The organism is Providencia sp. AGC89, from assembly GCF_053543535.1.
The window spans coordinates 1-23,089 of sequence record NZ_JBIXLP010000064.1; the positions used below are offsets into that span (position 1 = coordinate 1).

Annotated in this window: 24 protein-coding genes; 18 read left to right on the top strand and 6 right to left on the bottom strand. The window is 36.9% G+C overall.

Going from position 1 to position 23,089, the window contains the following annotated elements:
• The coding region (locus tag ACIPUA_RS12365) for an IS1 family transposase (protein WP_449059717.1) at positions 1-199 on the top strand (199 nt) is incomplete at its 5' end.
• A 6-nt stretch (positions 200-205) separates the two neighbouring features.
• Here ACIPUA_RS12365 and ACIPUA_RS12370 read toward each other — a convergent pair.
• Positions 206-1,108 (bottom strand): M66 family metalloprotease, encoded by a 903-nt coding sequence (locus ACIPUA_RS12370; RefSeq protein ID WP_449059719.1) that lies wholly within the window; start codon positions 1,106-1,108, stop codon positions 206-208.
• Between the two features lie 988 nt (positions 1,109-2,096).
• Between ACIPUA_RS12370 and ACIPUA_RS12375 the strand changes: the two genes are divergently transcribed.
• From ACIPUA_RS12375 to ACIPUA_RS12430, 12 genes are all read left to right on the top strand, one after another.
• Positions 2,097-2,285, top strand: a complete 189-nt coding sequence (locus tag ACIPUA_RS12375; RefSeq protein WP_042843756.1) for a DUF4762 family protein — start codon at positions 2,097-2,099, stop codon at positions 2,283-2,285.
• 83 nt (positions 2,286-2,368) lie between these two features.
• Positions 2,369-3,049, top strand: coding sequence for a DsbA family protein (locus ACIPUA_RS12380; RefSeq protein WP_042844330.1), 681 nt, complete (start codon positions 2,369-2,371; stop codon positions 3,047-3,049).
• 2 nt (positions 3,050-3,051) lie between these two features.
• Positions 3,052-4,008, top strand: a complete 957-nt coding sequence (locus ACIPUA_RS12385) for an ABC transporter (RefSeq protein ID WP_042843755.1) — start codon at positions 3,052-3,054, stop codon at positions 4,006-4,008.
• Positions 4,009-4,014: 6 nt separating this feature from the next.
• A complete protein-coding gene (locus ACIPUA_RS12390; RefSeq protein ID WP_449059720.1) occupies positions 4,015-6,195 on the top strand; it encodes a peptidase domain-containing ABC transporter in 2,181 nt (726 codons plus the stop codon).
• The gene (locus ACIPUA_RS12395) at positions 6,192-7,364 is read left to right on the top strand and encodes an efflux RND transporter periplasmic adaptor subunit (RefSeq protein WP_042843754.1); all 1,173 of its coding nucleotides are present in this window, start codon (positions 6,192-6,194) and stop codon (positions 7,362-7,364) included. Before ACIPUA_RS12390 ends, ACIPUA_RS12395 begins: the two co-directional genes overlap by 4 nt.
• Positions 7,364-9,307: an ATP-binding cassette domain-containing protein gene (locus ACIPUA_RS12400; protein WP_449059721.1), complete on the top strand. Its 1,944-nt coding sequence runs from the start codon at positions 7,364-7,366 to the stop codon at positions 9,305-9,307. Before ACIPUA_RS12395 ends, ACIPUA_RS12400 begins: the two co-directional genes overlap by 1 nt.
• The gene (locus ACIPUA_RS12405; protein WP_449059722.1) at positions 9,304-10,140 is read left to right on the top strand and encodes a TolC family protein; all 837 of its coding nucleotides are present in this window, start codon (positions 9,304-9,306) and stop codon (positions 10,138-10,140) included. The genes ACIPUA_RS12400 and ACIPUA_RS12405 overlap by 4 nt, the downstream gene beginning before the upstream one ends.
• 53 nt (positions 10,141-10,193) lie before the next feature.
• On the top strand, positions 10,194-10,688 hold the full coding sequence (locus ACIPUA_RS12410; protein ID WP_336298286.1) for a TolC family protein: 495 nt from the start codon (positions 10,194-10,196) through the stop codon (positions 10,686-10,688).
• A 20-nt stretch (positions 10,689-10,708) separates the two neighbouring features.
• Positions 10,709-11,947, top strand: a complete 1,239-nt coding sequence (locus ACIPUA_RS12415) for a beta-ketoacyl-[acyl-carrier-protein] synthase family protein (RefSeq protein ID WP_449059723.1) — start codon at positions 10,709-10,711, stop codon at positions 11,945-11,947.
• Between the two features lies 1 nt (position 11,948).
• A complete protein-coding gene (locus ACIPUA_RS12420) occupies positions 11,949-12,764 on the top strand; it encodes a protein dehydratase (RefSeq protein ID WP_449059724.1) in 816 nt (271 codons plus the stop codon).
• Positions 12,757-13,005 (top strand): acyl carrier protein, encoded by a 249-nt coding sequence (locus tag ACIPUA_RS12425; protein ID WP_042843749.1) that lies wholly within the window; start codon positions 12,757-12,759, stop codon positions 13,003-13,005. Before ACIPUA_RS12420 ends, ACIPUA_RS12425 begins: the two co-directional genes overlap by 8 nt.
• 1 nt (position 13,006) lies before the next feature.
• Positions 13,007-13,744, top strand: a complete 738-nt coding sequence (locus tag ACIPUA_RS12430; RefSeq protein ID WP_042843747.1) for an SDR family oxidoreductase — start codon at positions 13,007-13,009, stop codon at positions 13,742-13,744.
• Positions 13,745-13,910: 166 nt separating this feature from the next.
• Here the strand turns inward: ACIPUA_RS12430 and ACIPUA_RS12435 are convergent, their stop codons facing one another.
• A complete protein-coding gene (locus ACIPUA_RS12435; RefSeq protein WP_052219276.1) occupies positions 13,911-14,639 on the bottom strand; it encodes a GntR family transcriptional regulator in 729 nt (242 codons plus the stop codon).
• Positions 14,640-14,879: 240 nt separating this feature from the next.
• On the opposite strand from ACIPUA_RS12435, the gene ACIPUA_RS12440 reads away from it, so the two are divergent.
• From ACIPUA_RS12440 to ACIPUA_RS12450, 3 genes are all read left to right on the top strand, one after another.
• On the top strand, positions 14,880-16,040 hold the full coding sequence (locus ACIPUA_RS12440) for a mandelate racemase/muconate lactonizing enzyme family protein (protein WP_042843745.1): 1,161 nt from the start codon (positions 14,880-14,882) through the stop codon (positions 16,038-16,040).
• A 69-nt stretch (positions 16,041-16,109) separates the two neighbouring features.
• Complete coding sequence (locus ACIPUA_RS12445; protein ID WP_042843744.1) at positions 16,110-17,408, top strand: MFS transporter; 1,299 nt, start codon at positions 16,110-16,112, stop codon at positions 17,406-17,408.
• 35 nt (positions 17,409-17,443) lie between these two features.
• Entirely contained in the window at positions 17,444-17,767 is a 324-nt protein-coding gene (locus ACIPUA_RS12450; protein WP_042843743.1) for a cupin domain-containing protein, read from the top strand.
• Positions 17,768-18,337: 570 nt separating this feature from the next.
• Here ACIPUA_RS12450 and ACIPUA_RS12455 read toward each other — a convergent pair.
• Together ACIPUA_RS12455 and ACIPUA_RS12460 are read right to left on the bottom strand one after the other, a co-directional pair.
• On the bottom strand, positions 18,338-18,949 hold the full coding sequence (locus ACIPUA_RS12455) for an FMN-dependent NADH-azoreductase (protein WP_449059725.1): 612 nt from the start codon (positions 18,947-18,949) through the stop codon (positions 18,338-18,340).
• 13 nt (positions 18,950-18,962) lie between these two features.
• Positions 18,963-19,574 (bottom strand): GrpB family protein, encoded by a 612-nt coding sequence (locus ACIPUA_RS12460; RefSeq protein WP_449059726.1) that lies wholly within the window; start codon positions 19,572-19,574, stop codon positions 18,963-18,965.
• Positions 19,575-19,685: 111 nt separating this feature from the next.
• Here ACIPUA_RS12460 and ACIPUA_RS12465 point away from each other — a divergent pair, with 111 nt between their 5' ends.
• Positions 19,686-20,549, top strand: a complete 864-nt coding sequence (locus ACIPUA_RS12465) for a LysR family transcriptional regulator (RefSeq protein ID WP_042843741.1) — start codon at positions 19,686-19,688, stop codon at positions 20,547-20,549.
• A 74-nt stretch (positions 20,550-20,623) separates the two neighbouring features.
• Here the strand turns inward: ACIPUA_RS12465 and ACIPUA_RS12470 are convergent, their stop codons facing one another.
• Positions 20,624-21,502 (bottom strand): DMT family transporter, encoded by an 879-nt coding sequence (locus ACIPUA_RS12470; protein WP_129465933.1) that lies wholly within the window; start codon positions 21,500-21,502, stop codon positions 20,624-20,626.
• Between the two features lie 286 nt (positions 21,503-21,788).
• Positions 21,789-22,328, bottom strand: a complete 540-nt coding sequence (locus ACIPUA_RS12475; RefSeq protein WP_071548109.1) for a TetR/AcrR family transcriptional regulator — start codon at positions 22,326-22,328, stop codon at positions 21,789-21,791.
• An 81-nt stretch (positions 22,329-22,409) separates the two neighbouring features.
• Here ACIPUA_RS12475 and ACIPUA_RS12480 point away from each other — a divergent pair, with 81 nt between their 5' ends.
• Complete coding sequence (locus ACIPUA_RS12480) at positions 22,410-23,012, top strand: DJ-1/PfpI family protein (RefSeq protein ID WP_042843738.1); 603 nt, start codon at positions 22,410-22,412, stop codon at positions 23,010-23,012.
• The last annotated feature ends 77 nt before the right edge of the window (positions 23,013-23,089 follow it).

Sequence of the window (23,089 nt, forward strand, 5' to 3'; positions counted from 1 at the left end):
GTTCAGTGCTTATGAGATATTACCTAAACAAAAACACGTAGCAAGTAAGTTTTATACCCAACGAATAGAAAGAGAGAATTTGAATTTAAGAAATCGCTTAAAGCGTCTTAACCGTAAGACGTTAGGTTATTCGAAGTCGCCTGAAATGCATGATAAAATCATCGGCACATTCATAGAGCGGGAGTATTACCTATTGTGATGATCTCTATATTGAATACACGACCCCAATAGCAATAGTATGGAGAAGTAACTCATTAGGTGCACCAATATCTATATATTCAATATCTCCTTTTTTATCTTGATGTGTAAATTGTAAGGTAATATTAGGCTTAATAAATTGGCTTGGCACTATAATTGACCAACAATTACCAATATAGTCTATTTTTGATAGGAATTGGTCACAGTTATTTTCTGTATTTATTTCGAACCAAGTGCCATCTACATTAACGAGTGTAAGTTCGTCACCTGTAGCTAACTCAACATTTCTACCATTGAAAAATACTGAAAATCGATAAGTTGATTTACATTGAAATATGATTTTTTTTCGCGAATATTTTTCATCTGACTCAACTTTGAATGATGAATTGTAGTGACCATCGCTGGTGATTATTTTAACCGTATCATGATTAAGAATAATATCATTAAAATAATCGGGGTCATCTAACTGATGCAATTGTTTATCATTACTAACAATGATAGTAACTTCATTAGGGTGGGGTTGGGGAGGACTAATATTGGCATAGATTGGTTCACAAGTTGACGTTAGCTCATTTGGATTTTTCATCTTAGCTTCAAATATAATACGTTTTTGTTTATCAAAAACAAATAACTTGACGTCATCATTATGCGCTATGAATTCTCTAGGTTGGAATAGAAACATAGTTTTTCGATTAGATATTATTCTTGGTTGAATATCATCAGGAATATGCTTTCCCGCTGGGATTATACAATTCTGTACATAATGAACTGAACCTGCCAATGTACCGCTTGTATCACTTTTATATTTGTTATTATTAAAATGAGAGTTATTTCCTTTAGAAACAATAAGTTTATTGAAGTAACCTAATGATTTATTATTTTGTAATATTATAGTTTTGTCATGTGCCATTTTAGTTTTCTCATTTATAAAGCATGATTTTATTTCATGCGAGGTTGTTTGGGGTGTTTTAATAATAGATATATAACCAAAATTGAATCTATATTATTATGATTTTTTGTGTATATGTATATGATATATTTAAGTATATAATTAATTTTTTTAGTTAATAAATAAAATTCAAGTGACATTGTTTTAAATGAAGATGTGGTAAATTAATTATTGTTATGTTTATTCTGTTAAGCTATATTTATTAGGTAAGTAAAGTTTAACTTTCATTTTCATGATTCGCTAATTAGGAGGCAGTTTATTGCCTCCATTTTTTTACTATTTCAACATTAGCCTTTATGGCTCCCTCATATTAATTTTCAGTGTATTATTATTTATACACATTAGAAAATAATGAACCCAATTACCTTTATAATTAATGTTGTTAATGCAAGTTAATATTATTAAGGTTATGTTTATCAATATGACAACTTGGTGAAAAGTATCTGATAGTATATAAGTGAAATTTTAACTGGTGTTTTTATTAACCCTTAGAATACTCCTTTTTAAATTATTACTCTTATGAGGAGTAATAGATTGTATTGACCTAAATATTTAAATTTTTAGATGTGTTAAATCAGTAAAATAATATTTCTAATTGTTAATATTTATATGTATCACTCATGAAATTAGTGAAAAATAAAAATAAATACAATTATCTGATTTTACTCCAATGCTGTCATCATTCCAATATTTAACCTGTGATAAATGATGGGGTGGAGTTAAGTAATAACCAAAAAACTGGTTAATCCCTAATAAGGATAATTATAACATGAATATAGGCAGGGTTTAGGATTGAATAGCTACCCATTAAATTGAACTTATATTATTGTTATGCATATAATCCAAACCGCCTTATTGGCTACTTAGTCAAAGTTATTAAGGCGAAATATTTAAATTGATTTTATCTAATAGCTAATAGTTAATAGCTAAAAATAAATAAGGAAATTATATGAAATTGTTAAATACAGTAGATGCATCAAAAGTTATTGGTGGAACAGCGCCAGTGTGTGAAACATCATTTGATACTGTAAAAGTAGGTGCTGGCCTGACAACCTGCCAACAGATCACAAAATGTACTGATAAGCACGGTGAAGTAAGTTATAAAGCACAACCTGCAACAGGTAAATGCCCTTTATAATCTAGTTGTTATGTAATAATTATAAAGCATGCTGAGGAGGGATTCTTTGCATGCTTTGCTTTCAATCCAATGGTAAAACTGTAATGAATAATAGAAAAATATCTAAATTAACGATTATCATATATACCTTGTTTGTCATTATGATTTCTGTGCTTACAACAGTCATGTTTTATCATGTTTTTATTTTTGAGACCTTTAAAGATAATAGTCAAAGTCAGCAAACATTTTTTGAAATTTCAGCCGAAAAAGTATTGTCGAGCCCAATAAAAGAAAATAACAGTATTATTGAGGTTATGTCATATGGATGTTATTACTGCGGTATAAATAATGATGCCATCATGAAGTTTGCAGAAGAACTGCCTGATGATGATAATTTCAAAGCAATACACTTAGCAAGTAAGTATACTCCACTAGCGGCCTATGCACCTATTTTTGCGACTTTAGAAGAAATGAATATTGAGCCTAGTTTACGCTCAGCCATTTTTAATTCTGTTTTAAATGATAATGTTGATTTTAAAAATCAAGTCGAACTATTGGCATGGTTGAAAAAGCATAATGTTGATACTGAAAAGTACCTTGAAATTAGCAATACCCCAGCTGTAGCTGAAAAACTTGATTATATGGAGAGCATTGCTGAATTCTACAATATTACGGCAACACCCGCTTTCATTATCAATAAGCGCTATGTTGTTTATCAAGACCGTGATTTTCCTGAATTTACTAAGTATATGGCAGAACTTTTAGAAAAGAGTAAGCAGGAGTAATTGTGGGCCGCTTTATTATTGTATGGCTAATTTTTGGTATTAGAAGTGTCGTTGACGCAGCACTTGTAGGTATTGTGAAATTAAATACCTGTGCGGTGACTCTATTTAGGTGGTTACTGCGTTATATATCTACACCACTATTATTAATAGTTAGTTATACATTATGCCGCCTTGGGGTTATCGGTAGGAATTATCGTAATAGAACTAAGGTCGCTACTCAAAATTACCAGTGTTTAATGGATAAACCAGGGCGTATTGATACCGCATGGATCGCGGTACGTCGGTATATTTTAGAAGAGGGCGCAACTTGGGGGCAAAACAGACAAATCATGTCACAAATAGAAGCGTGTACACACAAACTTAATCAAATTGTTGAGCCTCTGCATGAACAACAAGTCCCCGTTATTCTAGCGCCATTGCATATGGTTTCTGATGTATTAGCTACTATCGTAGGGGCAGGAACATCACCTAAAAATGCGACGGTTATTGTGTCTTCAAGTGCTGAGCAAACTAAATTTGATGATACCGCCCGTATTCTTGGGGGAATTAATTTATCTTATTGCTCAATACATCAAGAGGATAAGTCATTAGCAAAAAATTTAATGACATTAATGACTGAAACGGCATCAGGACAGAAAAATATGATTATTTTCCCTGATATTACCCCAGATTATACGATTCATACGGGGGAAGGGATAAATAATAAATTAGCTTGCCGTTTATTTAATCGTCCAGCGAAATTACATAGTGGTGTTGTTCGGTTATCCAAAGTGATTTCAGCGCAAGTCGTTTTCTATAACTTATATTGCAAAAATGGAATACAAATCAATATTTATCCTCCTGTGCACGCAACAGATATTGCTAAGCAATTGCCAATCATTATTGAAAAAACGATTCGAGATTACCCTAATGATTGGCTTTTGTGGCATAGCCATTCACTTTATTTTATTAATCATTGACCTCTTATGAACAAGATTATCCCTAATACTGTTTATCAAGAAGAAACGAATGAATGTGGTTTAGCATGTATTTCTATGTTAGCCCATACGCAAGGTGTTACTGTTTCACTTGATACTCTGCGTGAACGCTATCCTGCGACAGATCATGGCACTTCTTTGTTAGAACTTTCGACAATACTTAAAGACTTCGGTATTGCAACTGCTCCCGTTCTTTTTGAACATGATGAGCTAAAAAGTATTCCGCTTCCCGCAATTTTGCATTATGGCGCTAACCATTTTGTTATTTTAGCTTATCGGAAAGGGAATAATGTCTGTGTGATCAATCCAGCGATTGGTCAGCAATGGTTACCGTATTCAGCGTTAAAGCTAGAAATTAGTGGTTATGCACTTATTTTAGACCCAAATAACCAAAGCCAATCAGATGAGGCAAATACGGTAGGCCGCAAAGAGCAACAAACAATTCAAAAACGCCCTTTGGGGATAATGAGTTTAAAAGAAACTAGTGCTATTTCGGGAATTTATTGGTTAATGCTACTGACTTTTTTAGTTGGTTTAACATTATTTATTATGCCAATAATGGTAAGTAATGCTGTTAATAAAGCATTTTCTGATATTGAAAATGCGGATTTCCCCTATGGGTTATTTATTGTTGCTTTTGTACTTGCCTCTTTACTGGCTCTTGGTGTTAGAGCGATAACTGAACGGTTTATTAAGCACTTTGTATTAGTCAATAGTGGAGTGGGTTTCTCTAAATTACTGAGTAATTCATTACGCTTTTTTGAAAAGCGTGCACCAGGCGATGTTTTTAGTCGTTTTATGGCTTGGCAATCGGCAATGGCACAGAAAATAGAGCTTGATAACCAATTACGTACAGATTGGGTTATTGGCATTATTGCGCTGGCAATTATGTTTTGGATAGCGCCTGTGTTAGCTGCAATTTCATCTGTTGGTGTAACTGTGATGGGGTTAATCAGTGTTTGGGCTATTATTCGTGACCGCTGGTATACCCAACAATTGCAATTAAAAACAGCTTCATTGAATGATTTTTTCATGGAAACCCTTCAAGGGATACTGACTATAAAAGCAGGGGGATTGGAAGAGCAACGTAAAATACAATTTGCATGGTTAAGTCAGGATTTATTCACTTGTATTCAAAAAAGAAATGTTTATGAGCAAGTTAAAGGGACTCTTTACCAATTGACCGGTAGCCTAGAAATGGTGGTATTTATGTTAGTCATACTCCCAATGGTCGCCAGTAAAATGATATCCCTTGGTGATTTTTTTGCTTATAGCTTTATTCGCCAAATTTTTACTTCCTATATTACCCGAATTTTTTATTCGATTATTCATAAATCTCAATTACATATTATTGATACACGTGCGAATAGCTTATTTCCAGAGCGAATTGAACCTGCGGTAGCGAATTTCCACGCTAAGTCGCACCTTGGTGGCGCTCCGCATTTAACATTTGAACATATTGATTTTAGTTATGATCCGGCCAAGCAAATTTTAAAAAATGTTTCTTTGGATTTACCTACAGGCGCTCAAATAGCTATCGTCGGGGAGTCTGGCGCCGGGAAAAGTACACTATTGCGTGTGATTGCAGGGTTAATTCCATATCAACATGGCCTTTGTCATTCTGATGGGGATACGATTGTGTATCAACAATTGGCGCAGTTAGTGTGTTTACAAAGCCAAGAAGACATTTTATTTAATACCTCAGTTTGGGAAAACATCACACTGTTTGCACCGAATATTCAGGAAAAAGAACAAAAATTCATTAATAAACTGTTAAAAAGCCTAGTATTAGATTCAGTGGTTAATAACCTCCCTGGGGGAATAAATGCCCTTATTCGCGAGAGCCATAGCGCTTTATCTTTAGGCCAACGGCAGCGTTTATTATTAGCTCGCTCTATGTATAGCACTAGGCCGATATTATTACTTGATGAGCCAACCGCTAATCTAGATGAAGAAACCGCCGCTAAAGTTATTCAAACTATTCAAAAGCATTGCCATGAAATGGGCAAGACGTTAGTTGTCGTGACACATAGTGATAAGATAACTTCAAGGTTTGATGTGGTTTATCAAATCATTGATGGTGAGCTAACAAAGACTATTGATAACAACCGTGGTCAGCAGGAAGCTCAGTTGAACAATCCACTTTCATTCGCTGAGTCAGTGCCATGAAACAGTGGGCTCAGCGATTTAAATTACGGGGTTCCAACCTACTGATCGTGCTCGGTATTACCGCTGCACTATTTGCTATCGTGTATTTCGCTACAACACGCACTGAGTCGAATATTGCTCAAGAAATGACGGTGATAACAGCCGACCGTGGTGATATCGAAAAAATCATTATGGTAACCGGGACGTTAAAGCCTTCTGTACAGGTGAATGTAGGTGCTCAGGTTAATGGGCAGATAAAGTATTTGTATGCTAAACAGGGAGATAAAGTCTTCAAAGGACAAATACTTGCTGAGATTGACCCCGCCATTCAAAAATCTGATTTACGTAATGCAATAGCCAAGTTATCGAGTGTTAGAGCCCAAAAAGCGTCTTCAGAAGCTATATTAGTTCAATATCGAAAAGCCTTTGAACGACAAAAAAAATTACGTAAAGACGGTTCTGGCATCGACAGTGATTATGAACAAGCACAAGCACAATATGAAGCGCAGCAGTATCAAGTCAAAATGAATGAAGCATTAATTGTTCAATCAGAAATGGAAGTTGAAACAGCAAATGCAAATTTAAGTTACACACAAATTTTAGCGCCAATTGCTGGGGAAGTATTAGGGATTGTCGCAAATGAAGGGCAAACGATAGTATCTTCCCAAACGGCTCCAACGATTTTGGTATTAGCTAATCTGGATAAAATGCAAATTCAAACGCGTATTTCAGAAGCGGATATTCAATCCGTACATTCAGGTCAACCGTTATATTTTTATGTGCTTGCAGACCCAGATAAACGTTATGAGGGAACGATGGGGTATGTTCAACCAGTGCCTCAAGAAGCTTTAGAAGAACGGAATATGGCAAGCTCAAATAACCAACAGAATAATGCCGTATATTACTCAGGGACCTTTGAAGTTGATAATAAAAATCGCGAATTAAAAACGTCTATGACAGCACAAGTATTTATTCGTGTTGCTCAGGTTAAAGGGGTTGTGCGTATACCGGTTAATGCTTTAGGTCGTTCAATTGCCGCCAATGAATATGAAATCACGGTACTTAATGGTAATCAACCCGAGACTAAAACGGTTGTTGTTGGGATCACCGATCGCCATTTTGTTCAAATTATTCAGGGTCTTGAAGAGGGTGAGCAGGTTATTGTTTCAAATAATATAGGAGTAAGCTAATGGCTCCTATGATCACTGTAAAAAATATTTATCGTGAGTTTCTTGCCGGCACTCAGAGAATTCAGGTACTGAAGGATATATCGTTTTCTATTAACCAAGGCGAAATGTTAGCGATTGTTGGTGCGTCAGGTTCCGGAAAGTCCACACTAATGAATATTCTCGGCTGTTTGGATAAACCAACACGCGGGGAAATTTATATTAATGGTATTGCAGTGCACTCGGCGGATAGCGAAAAGCTCGCTGAACTGCGTAGTCAATATTTAGGCTTTATATTTCAGCGCTATCATTTGATGCCGTATTTAACGGCTGAAGAGAATATTGCTATTCCTGCATTATATACTGCGATGCCAGAACAAGAACGCCAATCACGCATACAGTTATTAGCCCAGCAACTGGGAATAGAAACGCGGTTAGCGCATAAACCGTTTCAATTGTCGGGGGGGCAACAACAACGCGTAAGTGTTTGTCGAGCACTGGTCAATGGCGCAAAAGTCATTTTGGCGGATGAACCCACAGGGGCTTTAGATAGTACTAGTGGTAAAGCGTTGATGAGTGTACTTCATCAGCTTCATCAAGCGGGACATACCGTTATTATTGTCACACACGACCGAAATATAGCCCAACAGACTCAGCGGATCATCGAAATTAGCGATGGGGAAATTATTTCTGACAATGCGAATAATGTGCTGAAAGATGAGGCAATTTCCCCGTGTTTACCGGTTGTTAACAGCAATGGGCGCGCTTCATTATGGCGTAGAGGTTTAGAGTCAGTACGCATGGCTTTTCGTGCCTTATTAGGGCATAGGATGCGGGCATTTTTGTCTATGTTAGGCATTATTATCGGCATATCCTCGGTCGTTTCTTCTGTTGCTGTTGGCGAAGGCGCTAAACGTACCATTATAGAAGAAATTGGTAAGTTGGGTAAAACGACGTTAGAGATCCGCCCTGGCTTAGGATGGGGGAGTAAACGCCCTGATTTAGAAAGGGCGCTTTCTTTAGATGATGTCAACAGTCTTGCGACACTTCCATGGGTTACTACGGTCTCACCCGTTATTACAAGTGTCCCTGCTATTATTTATAAAGGGATAGATTCATCTATTATGTTAAATGGAGTATCCGATTCCTATATAACCGGACAAGGGATCACCATTATACAAGGGGATAGCTTCCATCAGTTAGACATCGTCAATAAAGAACCTGTTTTTATTTTAGATGATAATAGCCGTCATATTTTGTTCGGTCCAAATGAGGAACCATTAAACCAATTGGTTCAAATTAATGGGACACCTTGGCGTATCATCGGTATAGCGAAAAAAGCAGGCCCAAAAATGACCAATAATTTTATGATTGGCTGGGCACCTTATACCGCCGTTTCACAACGAATAACCGGTGATAAGCCCTTCGAAGCCATTTCGGTTAATTTTGTGGATACGCTAGATCTTAAACAAGCGACCTCTCTAGTTGAATCCCATTTAATGAAAACCCACGGCACAAAAGATTTTTTCATTGAGTCGGACGACCAAATTGCGATGACCTTGCAAAAAACATCAGATTCAATGTCATTGTTGATCACCTCGATTGCAGCGATATCTCTTTTAGTTGGAGGCGTCGGTGTGATGAACATTATGCTGGTTTCAGTTACCGAGCGTACACATGAAATTGGCATCCGTTTATCCGTTGGTGCGAGACCTTCCGACATTATGACTCAATTCTTAATTGAAGCTGTCATGATTTGTTTGTTAGGGGGAGTAATTGGTATTGCTGGAGCATTAGCGAGTGGTGCGGTTTTTGCTTATTTAGCAGTTGAATTTCGGATGGTTTTTACGCTCACGCCAATCTTATTTGCTTGCGGTTTTTCCGTTTTAATCGGTTTTATGTTTGGATATTTTCCCGCATACAGAGCCGCGAAGCTTAACCCAACTGAGGCATTGGCCAGAGAATGAAAATAATCAAGGCTATTGGCTATGGCGTAATATTTCTACTGACAGGATGCGGTAGCTTAATGCGGACTGAATATCAGCGTCCTCAATTGGACCTGCCAGACCAGTGGCAACAAAATGTACGGATAATTAGCTCGCAAAAGCCTCTTAATAGCCAGACTCAATTACTTAATTTTCATGACCCAGCATTAATGAAACTTATTACGTTAGTATTGGAAAGTAATAATGATTTGGCATTAGCAGGCATTAAATTGAAATTGGCGCGTGCCAGTGCAGGGTTAACAAATACCAATCTTACCCCTGATTTTTCATTTACAGGCAGTGCTTCAAATACCAAATCTATTAAGCATGGTAGCCGCCCACAAGAAAATTATAGCTCAGGGCTTTCATTGAATTATGAATTAGATTTGTGGGGGAAGCTTGCACGTATACGTGAAAAGGATGAATGGGAAGCCGTTGCTAGTGAATATGATTACCAAGCGACAAGACTAACGCTAATCAATACCACCTCTCAACTTTATTGGCGTATCGCCTTACTCAACCGGCAAATTGATAACCAAATAGCGGGAAAGGTGATTGCTGAAAAAATATTAGCACAAACAGAATCTTGGTACCACGCTGGGAAAGTCGGACAGTTGGATGTATTGCATGCGAAACAAACTGTGATTAACCGGCAAAATGAGTTAGAGCAACTTATAAATCAACAACAGAATACAAAGAATTCATTGACCTTATTGCTTAACAGTACGGTATTGCCTGAATCTATTGATATTAAACCGATTAATCTTCGTCTAATCTTCGTCAAAATGTGCTTGTTGAGTATTCAGCACCGTTAAGTGTGATCTCGACCCGACCGGATGTGCGTGCCATCGAATCAAGGTTACGTTCTATGCTCGCCAACTCAGATGTGGCTAGGCTCAGTTTTTATCCAACCTTATCACTGCAAGCTGCACTGAATGCAGGGAGCCAATTGTTTAGCCAATGGTTCAGCGACCCAACTCGGGTAGTTGGTAGTGCCGTTTCATTACCTTTTATTCAATGGAATACCGTGCGGTTGACAATCGAGCAATCAGATTTGCAAGTGCAGCAAACGGCAATCGAATTTCGTAATAGCGCCTATAACGCCATTATGGAGGTTAATAATGCCATTAATGCTCGAACAATGGCTGAGACTCAAAAATCACAGCTTTTCGAGGCATTATCACTCGGCCAGCAGCGCTTAGCACTGACCACAAACCGCTATCAAGCAGGCGCTGTTAATTACCAAACTTTGTTAACGGCTCAAGATGATTTGTTGTCCATCGAAAATTCATTAGCACAAAACCAATACGATTATTTATATGCCACGTTACAGCTTTGGTTAGCCCAGGGTGGTGAGAATTAATATGAGAGGATATCAAGCCAATGTCACAATTTAAGCGTGTTGTCGTTACGGGATATGGCGCTGTTACACCATTAGGTGAGACGGTAACTGAATGTTGGCAAGCCATAATGGATAAGAAAATAGGCTATCAGTATGTTGATAAAACAGAAAGTAATATTTCTAGTCATTTCTTAGGCTTAATTGATAAAGAGCCTAGTATGAAAGGTATACCCGCTGCTATTCGTCGGCGCCTGCCTCGCTATGCGCGTTTAACAATGGCAGCAGCACGCGAAGCCATGCAAATGGCTTTTGGTCAGAGTGAACCTAGTGAGCACTATGACCCGTTATCCTGCGGTGTCATTATGGGGACGGGATGGGCTGGGTTAGATGAAAGTTACCTGTCCATTGATGAGTTTAATAAGACAGGCATGACATCCCCATTTAACTGTTTTTTTTCAATGCCTAATGTAACGACGGCAGCTTGTAGCCAATATTGGAATTTACGAGGCTATCAAAATACCTCTATTGCCGCTTGTGCTACAGGAACGATTGCCATTGGTGATGCATTTGAAGTTATTCGAAGTGGTAAGGCTTCTATGATGCTAGCAGGCGCAGGAGAGTCACTACGCAGTAATTGTGCTGTGTGGAATATTGATATCTTAGGCGCACTATCCCATGAATCAGAAAATATCGAACGAGCTAGTTGCCCATTTAGTGCAGACCGTAGTGGGTTTGTGCTTTCAGAAGGCGCGGCAGTACTATGCCTTGAAGAGCGGGAAAGTGCTTTGGCTCGGGGTGCAACCATTCTCGGCGAAATTACGGGCTATGCGAATTTTTCTGATGCTTTTGATTTTACGTCACCCGCGGATGACTGTGTTGCGCGTACTCAAACGATTCAAACAGCGTTAAAACAAGCCAATATTACCCCAGAACAGCTCGATTATATTAATGCCCATGGTACATCAACTCAGCTTAATGATTTAAATGAAACTGAATCATTGAAGAGGGCTCTAGGATCTGCAGTATATAAAATCCCTATTTCAAGTACCAAATCCTATTCAGGGCATTTGATTGCTGCGGCAGGCAGTTTTGAAGCCATTGTTTGCTTGAAAAGCATGCAAACAGGGGTGATGCCGGCAACAATTAATTTAAATAACCCAGATCCCCATTGTGACCTTGATTATATCCCGAATGAACATCGTGAAGGGACAGTATCAACAACGTTGAATCTAAGTTTTGGATTTGGTGGCGCAAATGCCGCACTTGTTTTGGAAAAATAAAATGAAAACCTTGTGTTATAGCCTACAAGACGCCCACAGTTGGGCAGAATTTTCAGGGGATTATAACCCGGTCCACTTTGATTTACCTTGGGTTCAAGCTAACGGAGGGGAGCGTCTTAGTGTACATGGCATGCGTGCATTATTAGATATAAAGCATTTTTCAAGCCAACAAGTTTCTGTCAGTGAGATTGATGCGAATAGTGATGTTAAGTGTGTGGTCCGAATTCGCCAACCATTATGGAACAATATTGAATACTCGTTAGTTGCAGGGAGTAAAGTGGGGACTTCAGCGATTTTAACGGCAGATGACCAAAAATGCATAACCTGTAATTTATCAATCACAGAAAAAACTGAGGTTTATTCAATTAAAAATGCAAAGAAAATCAATGCAATTGAACTGGTAAAAAAGCAGGAGTTGTTTGATACCTATTTTCAACAGCTGCCATTGTGGATGTTTTTAGATGCGGTACTTTTTCAATACCTTATTGAGGACCAAACACTTTTTCAACAGGAGAATATTGCGGTTTGGTTACCTAAAGACACCACATTTAAAACCCTTTTTTCTGATTACTTCGTTGTGCAAACACACCAAGAGCTGCGGTTTGATCCTACGCTTTTACAACCACAAATGCTGGAAGACAAGACTGTGGCTCTTAATATTGATATTCAGCCAGCGATTGTAACAGGGACTATTGATTCTGGTCTGTTGGTTTGTCTATCGCTGGTGGCTGAATACCAACGTAAATTTATAACGAGTACGATTACATTGAAAATAAGTTCAACCAATAACTTAAATGAAGGGATGACTAATGAGTGATTATCAAACAATTTATCTTAAAATTAATGAAATGATCTGTGATGCAAAAGATTTAGATGAAGACATTGACGCTAACCAAACACTCGATCAAATTAAATTTGATAGTTTAGATTATGTTGAGTTGATGGTTTTAGTTAAACGTGAATATAACGTTGCACTCACTGCCGATTTTTTCATCGAAAATTCAACGATGACCATCAAGGAATTAATTGAGTATATTAGCAAGGAGTCTAGCTCATAATATGTCTACTAAATGGATTTTAATTACAGGTGGTAGCCGTGGGATAGGCCAATCACTCGTAATAGAGTTACATAAAAATTGGAATATTGTATTTACAGGCCGAAGTGAAGAAGGCTTGGCTGAGACGTTGAACATCGTAGAGAATAACCCTTCAGATTTATGGGTTAAAGGTTACGCCTGCGATGGGAAAAATGAACAACAAGTTCAAGAACTTGCGCTAATGTTACTTGAGTCACTAGGCCCTCCAAGCGCCATCATTCATAATGCTGGTATTACTAAGGATGCTCTTCATATTCATCAAGATGCCGCTATTTGGCAAGATGTTATGGATAATAACCTTATTTCAATCATTAACTGGAACCGGCACCTTGTTCCTGCCATGTTACTTGATGGGCATGGCTCTATTGTGTTGATGTCTTCTGTGACTGGGCTAAAAGGTAATATCGGGCAAACGGCTTATGCGGCTAGTAAGGCCGCAATGTTTGGTATTGCGCGTTCTTTAGCACATGAGGTAGGCCGGTTTGGGGTCCGGGTAAATTGTGTAGCACCAGGTTTGATTGAAAGTGATATGACTAACGCGATCCCTGATGCAAAACTGAAAGCAATCCTAAAGAACATTCCATTACGTCGCCTTGGTCAACCAGACGAAGTGGCTAAAGCGGTTGAGTTTTTAATCAGTGATAATAGCCAATACCTTACAGGGCAAACCCTTGTATTGGACGGTGGTTTTACGGCTTAAAATTTGAAATTTATTTCACTTATAATTAATTTACCGCCTTTGGGATCGTATATATGGCAGCATTCAATGTAGGCAAGTTAACTTATTGCCTACATTGTTTAAAAAGATGGTAATTTATAACCCTATATTTGGATTAAAAAAATATTCTAATATATTTTTATTAAAATTATTTATCTCTTTTTTTATCAACGGCCAAATTAAAGTTAATCTTTTTGTTTTGGTTACGAATATGTTCTTTGATTTCTTTTTCTAAAACAGGCAAATCACCCGCACATATTTTATCCAGCAAGACTTTATGTTCCTGGATGATTTCTTCCATTGGTTTAGTAAAAGTTGATATTCCAATGATAATCGTTAATTGTTTTGATACGTTTTCCCATAACGAGGTGAGTGTTTTATTGCCACTCAATTCACAAAGAGTACGGTGAAAATTGACATCACTAAGGGAAAATAAATAACTATCTTCTAATTTTGCCGCCATTGTCATTTTATCAATGCACTCTTTTAGTTTTTCAATGCATTGATTATCGAGATGCTTTTTCCCAGTAATGAATTTTCTTATGACGTGTAATTCGAGTAAAACACGAACTTCAATAAGTTCATCAAGGCGTTCCTCAGAAACTGGAGCCATGCGAATGCCTTTAAATGGTTCATTGATAACGATGCATTGGCTTTCGAGAATGCGTAGAGCTTCCCTTACAGGGACCCGGCTAACATTCATTTTTTCTGCGATTTCTTTTTCGACAATTCGATCGCCGGGGAGAATATAACCTCGAGTTGCTGCCTCAACAATTTTATCTACAACATCATCGGTTAGTGTTCTTGCTTTAATCGGTTGCCAATAATCGTCTTTTGAAGGCGTATCAAAAGGGCGATTTTTGTTTTCGTCAATCATAGTGAAAGCCTATAAAATTTTTATTAATCAAAAGATTAATTATCTTCTTTATGTTAAATCCTATCCAACAAAATTACCACATCATCAAATAATAGACCACTAAAAAACAAAAAATTACCTATGTGCTGGTGGGTTTACAAACCAGATTTAGATCACAATTCACTCTATTGAATATTGTATACAATTATACAATCATGTTTAATGCATTGAAAATCAGTTCTGCTTAAAGAAGGAAAAACCATGTTAAATCTGTTGGAAGATATAAAAATTACCGAAATTGTTGCTGTGCCATTATTTGGCGAGAGCCCTAAAGGGGGGTGGTCGAATGAAATAAAACCTGAAGATCCTATTCATGCCATTGTGGCAATACATACGGACGCAGGTATTACAGGGTACGGCAGCGTGTTTACCGATGGACGACTTGTAGAGGCAGCCATTCCCATTTTGGCATCATTATGTATTGGTGAAAGCGCACTGCAACCAGAGCGTGTCTCTGAAAAATTAAGACAAAATACTTTTTGGATGGGGCGTGGGGGAACATTAACGCACACCATCAGTGGGATTGATATTGCCCTATGGGATATTTTAGGGAAAGCAACTGGGCTACCTGTAAGCACATTGTTAGGCGGGAACTACCGTACCAAGGTACAACCATACTGCTCTTTGCTTATGGAAGAGCCAGAGACCATGCATCAGGTTATTTCTGAGTATAAAGCACTTGGATTTAAGGCATTTAAAATTGGTTGGGGTCCATTTGGTCGTCGTAATGATCATCAATTAGACCGTGCAATAGTAGAGTCTGCAAGGGATGCGGCAGGGCAAGATTCCCAGCTATTTATTGATGCAGGAGCAAGTGATGCTTATTGGCCAAATGGGTTGAAATGGGCTATTCAAACAGCTCATATGTTAGCTGAATATCAAGTGGGTTGGTTTGAGGAAGCCTTGCGACCTGATGATATCGAAGATTTTAAAGTGTTACGTAAAGAAAGCCCAGTACCAATAGCCGGTGGTGAAGTGCTAACTCGTCGCCAAGCATTTTTACCTTGGTTATCCCAAGGCGCTTTTGACATTGTACAACCCGATGTGACAAAAGTTGGCGGTATTTCTGAGCAGCGCCGGATTGCATGGTTAGCCGATGAATTTGGCGTTAAATATGTTGGGCATGGATGGAATACAGCGATGGGGCTGGCTGCCGACCTGCAAATGGCGGCCGCTTTCCCTCAAGTTGATTTTGTTGAGTTTATTGGCGGTAGCCAATATATCGATGGCATTGTTAAAACTCCATTTAAAGTTGACGAGGAGGGGTATCTCACTATTCCGAATAAACCAGGGCTTGGTATTGAGCTTGATGTAGATAAATTAGCTAAGTTTACAATAAATCCAGAACGTTTATTTAAATAACTTATATTATAAGCCAGGTAGTCATAATATTTGCCTGGCTTTCCATTCTTTTAAAAAGGTTTGGTTATTATGGCATATAAGAATAAGGGTACTAAAGTCAGATTTTCGATAGCGATATTAATGACTCTTGCTATTGTCATTAATTATCTAGACAGAACAGTAATGTCGGCAGCTGCGCCAACTATTTCAGAAGAGTTACAGATTTCGCCTGAAATGATGGGCTGGATTATGTCTGCATTCTTTCTTAGCTATGCACTTTGCCAAATACCTGCGGGGTTTATTGCAGATAAATATGGCCAAAGAAAAACGTTAGCAGGGTCAGTCTTGTGGTGGTCTCTAGCTACAGCTGCAACTGCGTTAGCAAAAACACCGCTGAGTTTTATTTCTACTCGTATTTTAATGGGGATGGGGGAAGCAGGGGCTTACCCATGTAATAGCGGTATTGCGGCAAAATGGTTTCCAGACAGAGAACGTGGCCGCATTACAGCATTATTCGATAGTGGTTCAAAATTCGGAACAGCTTTTGCCATGCCGTTAGTTGTTTGGATCATTGCAAAATGGGGCTGGGAAGCTGCATTTATTATTTGTGGTGCGCTTGGTGTACTTTGGGTATTTGCTTGGCTTAAAGTTTATCACGACCCAGAACAACATCCTAAGATTAGCCCTGAAGAACTTGCTTATATTCGCGAAGGTCAGGTAAAAAAAGAAGGCATTGATAATATTCAGCCAATGAAATGGTACCACTTAATCCGCTATCGCAATGTACAAGCAATGTGTATTGGGTTTTTTATGTTGGACTATGCCATTTATTTCTTTATTACATGGTTCCCTGCTTATTTAATGATGGAAAGGGGAATGAGTTTAGAAGAAATGGGCTTTGCCGCGATGTTGCCACCTCTTTGTGGTATCGCTGGGCAATGGTTAGGTGGGTGGACAACAGATTATTTATTTATTAAATATAATAACGTCAGTCTTGCACGTAAAATACCTATTGTCGGCGGAATGTTAATTGCAACCAGTATTGCATTCTCCGGTCTCGTAGAGTCTACAACACTGATGATGGCATTATTATGTTTATCTTATGCAGCCCTTGCATTTGCTGCATCCGCGATTTGGTCACTACCAGGGGATGTTGCACCTCGTAATATGACTTCGGTACTCGGTGGAATGCAAAGTGCGGTATCAAATTGTGGTGGAATATTAGGGCCTATCGTAACGGGTTATATTATTGCTGCTACAGGGTCATTTATTTGGGCATTAATCGTATCAGGGATTGCTTGCGCTATCGGTGCTTTAGTCTATTTGGTTATGTTAAGAGATATTAAGCCAATTGTGCCAGCAGATCATGAAATCGAACAAACTAATTAACTCTAAATTATAATTATTATTTGGATATATAAAACATGTTTATTTTTGATAAAGACATCATGGCGAAAAATATTGCTCCGGGTACGTTAAGGAAAATATTTTTAGGTAGTAAAAATATGATGATAGCAAAAATATCCTTAACAACAGGAACATTAGGTGAGTTACACCAACATCAACATGAGCAAATGAGTTATATTTTATCTGGCTCCTTTAACTATCGCGTAGGGGCAATAGTTAAAACAGTAAGCTGTGGTGATGTTATATATATACCTTCAAATGAAGAACACCAATGTGAATGTTTATTGGATGGTGAGATATTAGATATCTTTGTTCCTATGAGAGAAGATTTTATCAATTAATTAGCTAAATATCTTTTTATATTATATCACCGATAAATAAAGCGGCCGCATTATGCTGGCCGTTTTATTATAAAAACATTATTAAATTTTTTGTATTATAGTAAGCATATGGTGTTTGAGGTGAATTTTACCAACCACTTGTTTTTTCTTAACCCCAGTTTTTTATATTACAGAGGAAATTATAATAATATCCCAGAGCTTAATTGCTATGCACAGGTTAGATATAACTATTTGAAAGCCTAGCTAATAAATATATGTATAGTTATACAAGAGAAAAAGGTGGTTGGTTTAATATAAATGTAAAACCAAATGGGGGGAATGGTTACATTATGTATACACCAACAATACCTCAGTTTTTTTGCAAAAACATATAAATAGAAAGTGGCCTAAATTTAAATTAGAGTATTTTTCTTTAACAACCTTAAGGTAAATAAAAGTTTTTACGTAAGGTTTATTCATGAGTTATGAAAAATAGACTCTAATTTAATTAAGTTAATTATGATTTTTTAGTGTTATTTATATCTCATTTTATACCATTAAGCACAGTTCTTCTTACTCAAGACTAGCTATTTAGTAATTGTTAATGAAATTTTTCATTTGAGTTTCAGCATTAATATGCTCTAACTCAATACGGCTTGTGTCCATAGCAATACCTTCAACACCAATAAAAGTGGTGTGCTCAATTCCAACAAAACTGAGTATATCCCTTAGATAATCAACAAAACAATCAGATTTATTAGCATTTTTTAATCCACCTTGACTTGTTAAAATTAAAGCTTTCTTATTTTTAAGTAAACCAATGCGTTCGTTATTTACATAATTAAACGTTAAACCTGCTCTGATAATAAGGTCAAAGTAGTTTTTTAGTTGACTAGGAATTGATAAATTATACATCGGAGCTGCGATTACGATTAGTTCCGAAATTTTAAGTTCTTCAATAAGCTTATCTGATATAGCTAGAGCTTCTTTTTGTTTTTCACTTTGTTGCTGCTCTGGTACCGAATAGTACGCAGAAAAAATATCTTCATCCATAATTGGTAGAGGAGATGCTATTAAATCTCGTTGAATAATGGTGGTATTCTTATGATTTTCAGTCCATGAGTGCTCAAAAGAATCAAGCATACGTTTAGTATGGGATTGCATTCCCATAACCGATGATTTAATGAGTATAATTTTTTTCATTATATTGTTCTGCTTATTCACTTATTATTTTAATAATCTTGTCGTATATTTCTTTAATTACGTTTTCTTTATTTTGGTTGTATACCTGTACATTGGTTACTTTAACCGAGGCCATTTTTTTCGCCTCTTCGTATAATCTTCTATCATCGGCATGTGTACGTAACCAATCTCTAAATAAGATATGACGTAGGTGCTCAGGGCAGTCAGGCCCGAATACATGTAAATTAACTCTTGGTTGTTCAAGGCGAAACATGCGATGTTGGTACCACGAAGGTTCTCTTACAGTTAGTAAAAAACCAAACTCTTCTAATATAGGAGCATAATTAAGTTCTTGTTCCGGATTTTTGACAATTAAATCAATGTCAATTACTGGCTTTGCTGATAGATCTGAGACTGCGGTAGAGCCCACATGCTCGATAGCAAGCGCCTTATGACCTAACTTATTTTGTATATTTTGTTTAATCTGTTTAAATTGCGCCTGCCAGTTTGGGTCATAATCAACCACATCAATTATTTCTGTTTTGGGTTTTCCTAGTACCCATGGGTTTTCATTTGGATTACTCGTTTGAAAAGAAGTAATTTGTTCTAAGTGTTTTTTATAATATTGTCGTTTTGAGTTATCCATATATGACCTTATAATGTAATTTCATCTTCGATAAGAATAATATCGTCTATGGTTTTTTTATTAAAATGAATAATTCGAAATTTATAAATTCGATTTACGAATGGATTGGTTATGAAATATACAGACTTACAAATTGACTGGTTAAAATGTTTTGTCGCTGTAGTAAATACAGGGTCTGTCTCTGCTGCTGCTTTGGAGATTCATCGCTCACAATCTGCAGTCAGTATGCAACTAAAAAAGCTTGAGTCATCACTCGGTTGTCAATTGTTAGTACGTAATCCTCGGCAACATCAATTAACCTACGAAGGTCAAAAATTATTGGGTTATGCAAGGCGGATACTGGATATACATAATGAAGCTATTATTGCATTTCATGGTGGTGAGCTAGAAGGGCGAATCAGACTTGGTGTTCCAGATGATTATGCTGAAAAATATCTGACCCCTGTATTAAAACGTTTTGCCGCATACCATAGCTCCGTTGAAATAGAGCTTAACTGTGAGCAATCTACCTCATTGATACCAAAGGTAGAAAAGGGTGAAATAGACTTAGCTTTAGTCTCAAGAGAAAATAATACTCAGGGAGCATTATTATTTTATGAGCCTATGGTATGGGTCGGTTCTTCACAATTTGAAATTTGGCGACGTGACCCATTACCGATCGCGGTATATGAGCACACCAGCTTGGCAAAACGAAGCGCCATCAATGCGCTCTCATTACAGGGGCGTAGATATAAAATTGTTTATAATAGTTCGAGCTTGCCAGGGCAGGTTGCTGCTGTTGAAAGTGGGCTGGCCGTTGCTGTACTGACTCAATGTAGTGTTCCCCCCAATCTGGAAATATTAGGCGCATTGCATGGGTTAGGGCCTTTGGAACCAATGGGTGTCGCAGCATATAGAAGTAATCAGTCTCTTGGAGATCAAGCTGTTGATAGCCTCTATAATCTCCTAATCCAAACTCTAAGAGTAGCTAAATGAGTTTGAAAGATAAAACACGTATACTTGGTTAGTTAAAGGGAGCCTCCATTTTTTATGTTTTACTACTTTTTTAACTAACTGCTAACATGGCTAAGGGCCCCCTTTTTAGGCTTATAGAAAACCAATATAATCCCCAGTATAATTGCAGCCATGCCAAAGATGCCAAATAATGAAGGTTTATTCCCAAGAATACAATAGTCAAGCAATGACGTAACAATCGGAACAAAATAAAATAAGCTAGTTACATTCACTACATTCCCCTTACTTAATAAATAATAAAGTAATATTTGAGCGATAACGGAAATAAATATACCTAGAAATAGGATGGATATCAGAAAATTCAAGTTAAAATTAAAATGTACAGTTTGCATTGGAATGAATAACAAACATAGTACCAAACTGACAGCGTATTGAATCGGTAACACTCTATATGGAGATTGCTTAATTTTTTGCTGTGAAATAGCTCCGATAGTCATAAATAACAGTGCCATTAGCGAAAGTACAATGCCCATAATAGGTAACTGGGAAGTTATTAAACTATGCCATACAAGCACAATTAGGCCGGATAACGCCATAATTAACCCAACTAACCTGTAGCCATAAATTTTTCGTTCTGTAATACAGAGTGAAAGTATTGGTTGTACTCCCATAATAGTGGCGATAAGACCAGGAGTAACACCATTTTCCATTGATAAAAAATAACAAATAGAGTAGCCACCGATTAAAATAATTCCTACCAATGCCGTTTGTAATATCATTCCTTTTTCAGGTAAATATTGTTGTTTATATCTGCAAAATATCAAAATGACAATTAGTGCGATACTAAATCTAAATACTAATAAAATCATAGAAGAAGCATTATCGATTCCTAGCTTAGTAAAAATTGCAGCACTGCCCCAAAGTAAAACAAAAGCACCAGTGATAACTAATGATTTTAGTTTGTCTACTCCCATATATTCCTCTTTATTGCTTATAATATTTTTTCATATACTGAAATTCATTCACTTGCCGGTATTTTTAGATCTTAAAAATAGTCAGCAATATTTTTAATATTCAGAGTGATATCATGCTATTGAACTTAACTTACTGAACTTGATTATAAAATCAAATAAATCAGTGTGATGACATTCGAAAATCGAATAATTCAATAATATCAATAGAGTTCTATGGTTTTAATCAACATTTATCTGTAGATAGGTGGAGTAGGAGGGGTAGTAAATGCCATTAACAACGGGTTATTTAAAATAAAAATTTTTTAAGTTTTACGCCATTTAAAATTAATTTATTGAAGTTTAGATTATTTAACCTCTCTCCAGATATGGTGCCACCAATTAAACTAAGATGTACTAATTTACCAATTGTTTGAGCATGTTGAGCCGGAATAGGTAGGCTTCCTAATTTATTAATAACAAAATTTAAACGCTTCTCATCAACAATCGTTTGATACTCTGCAACGATAGGGTCATGTAATGCCCAAGCTCTGATGGAAATTTCTCTTGCTGTTTTTTTTCTTGATGTGAAATTAATATACTCTGTAAGCACCTTATTGATACTCGTTTCTTGTTCTAGTTCATTTAATATTTTATCAGTATATTCAACAACCCAACAAGAAAGCATTGAACGGATAAAATCTTCACGGTCATTAAAATGATGATAAAAGGAGCCTCGGGTAACATCTAGTTTCCTAGCAACTCTCTCAACAGAACAACGTGTATATCCTTCATTATCCAAAATATTAAAACCTGCGTTAATCCAAGATGTTCTCGTTAATTTTTTCATTTTCAATACAGTCTGTGTATGGTGATTCAAGTTCTGATACGTTAAAGCTTAATTTGTATTTCCGCTAAAAGGAATAAATTTATGAAAAAAATTGTGATTGTTGCATTTGATGATTTTACGGATATAGACCTTTTTTTTATGTGGGATATTCTTGGCCGTAACCATATAGATTGGCAAGTCAAAATATTAGGGAACAAATCAAGCTTACGATCAGCACATGGCTTAAACATACATGTTCAAGGGGCATTATCTGAAGCGAATTCAGCTGATGCGGTATTATTTAGTAGTGGTAAAAATGGCGTACCAAAGGCGATTGAAAATGCAGATTTTTTATCCGAATTTAAATTAAACCCTGAAAAACAGTATATCGGTTCTATTTGTGCAGGCACTTTAATTCTTAATGCATTAAACCTATTACCTGAACGAAGAGCCACCACTCATCCAGATGCTAGGAATGCATTATTAGCATCACAACTTGAGCCAGTAGGGCAACCTCTTGTATGTCATGGAAGGGTAGCTACAGCAGGTGGTTGCCTTTCCGCCCTTTATCTAGTTGGATGGCTAATAGAATCGCTATACGACAAAGAAAAAAGAAGGGAAACATTATTACCAGTCTTACCAACTGGACAACAAAGTGTGCTCGAATCTTTGATTGAATTTAGTATACAACAGGGCAGAATGTAACGAATATATTATGTAAATAATCAGCTAGGAAGATTAAAGTACATAGGTATGACAAGGATGTCTTAAAATAAATTAGC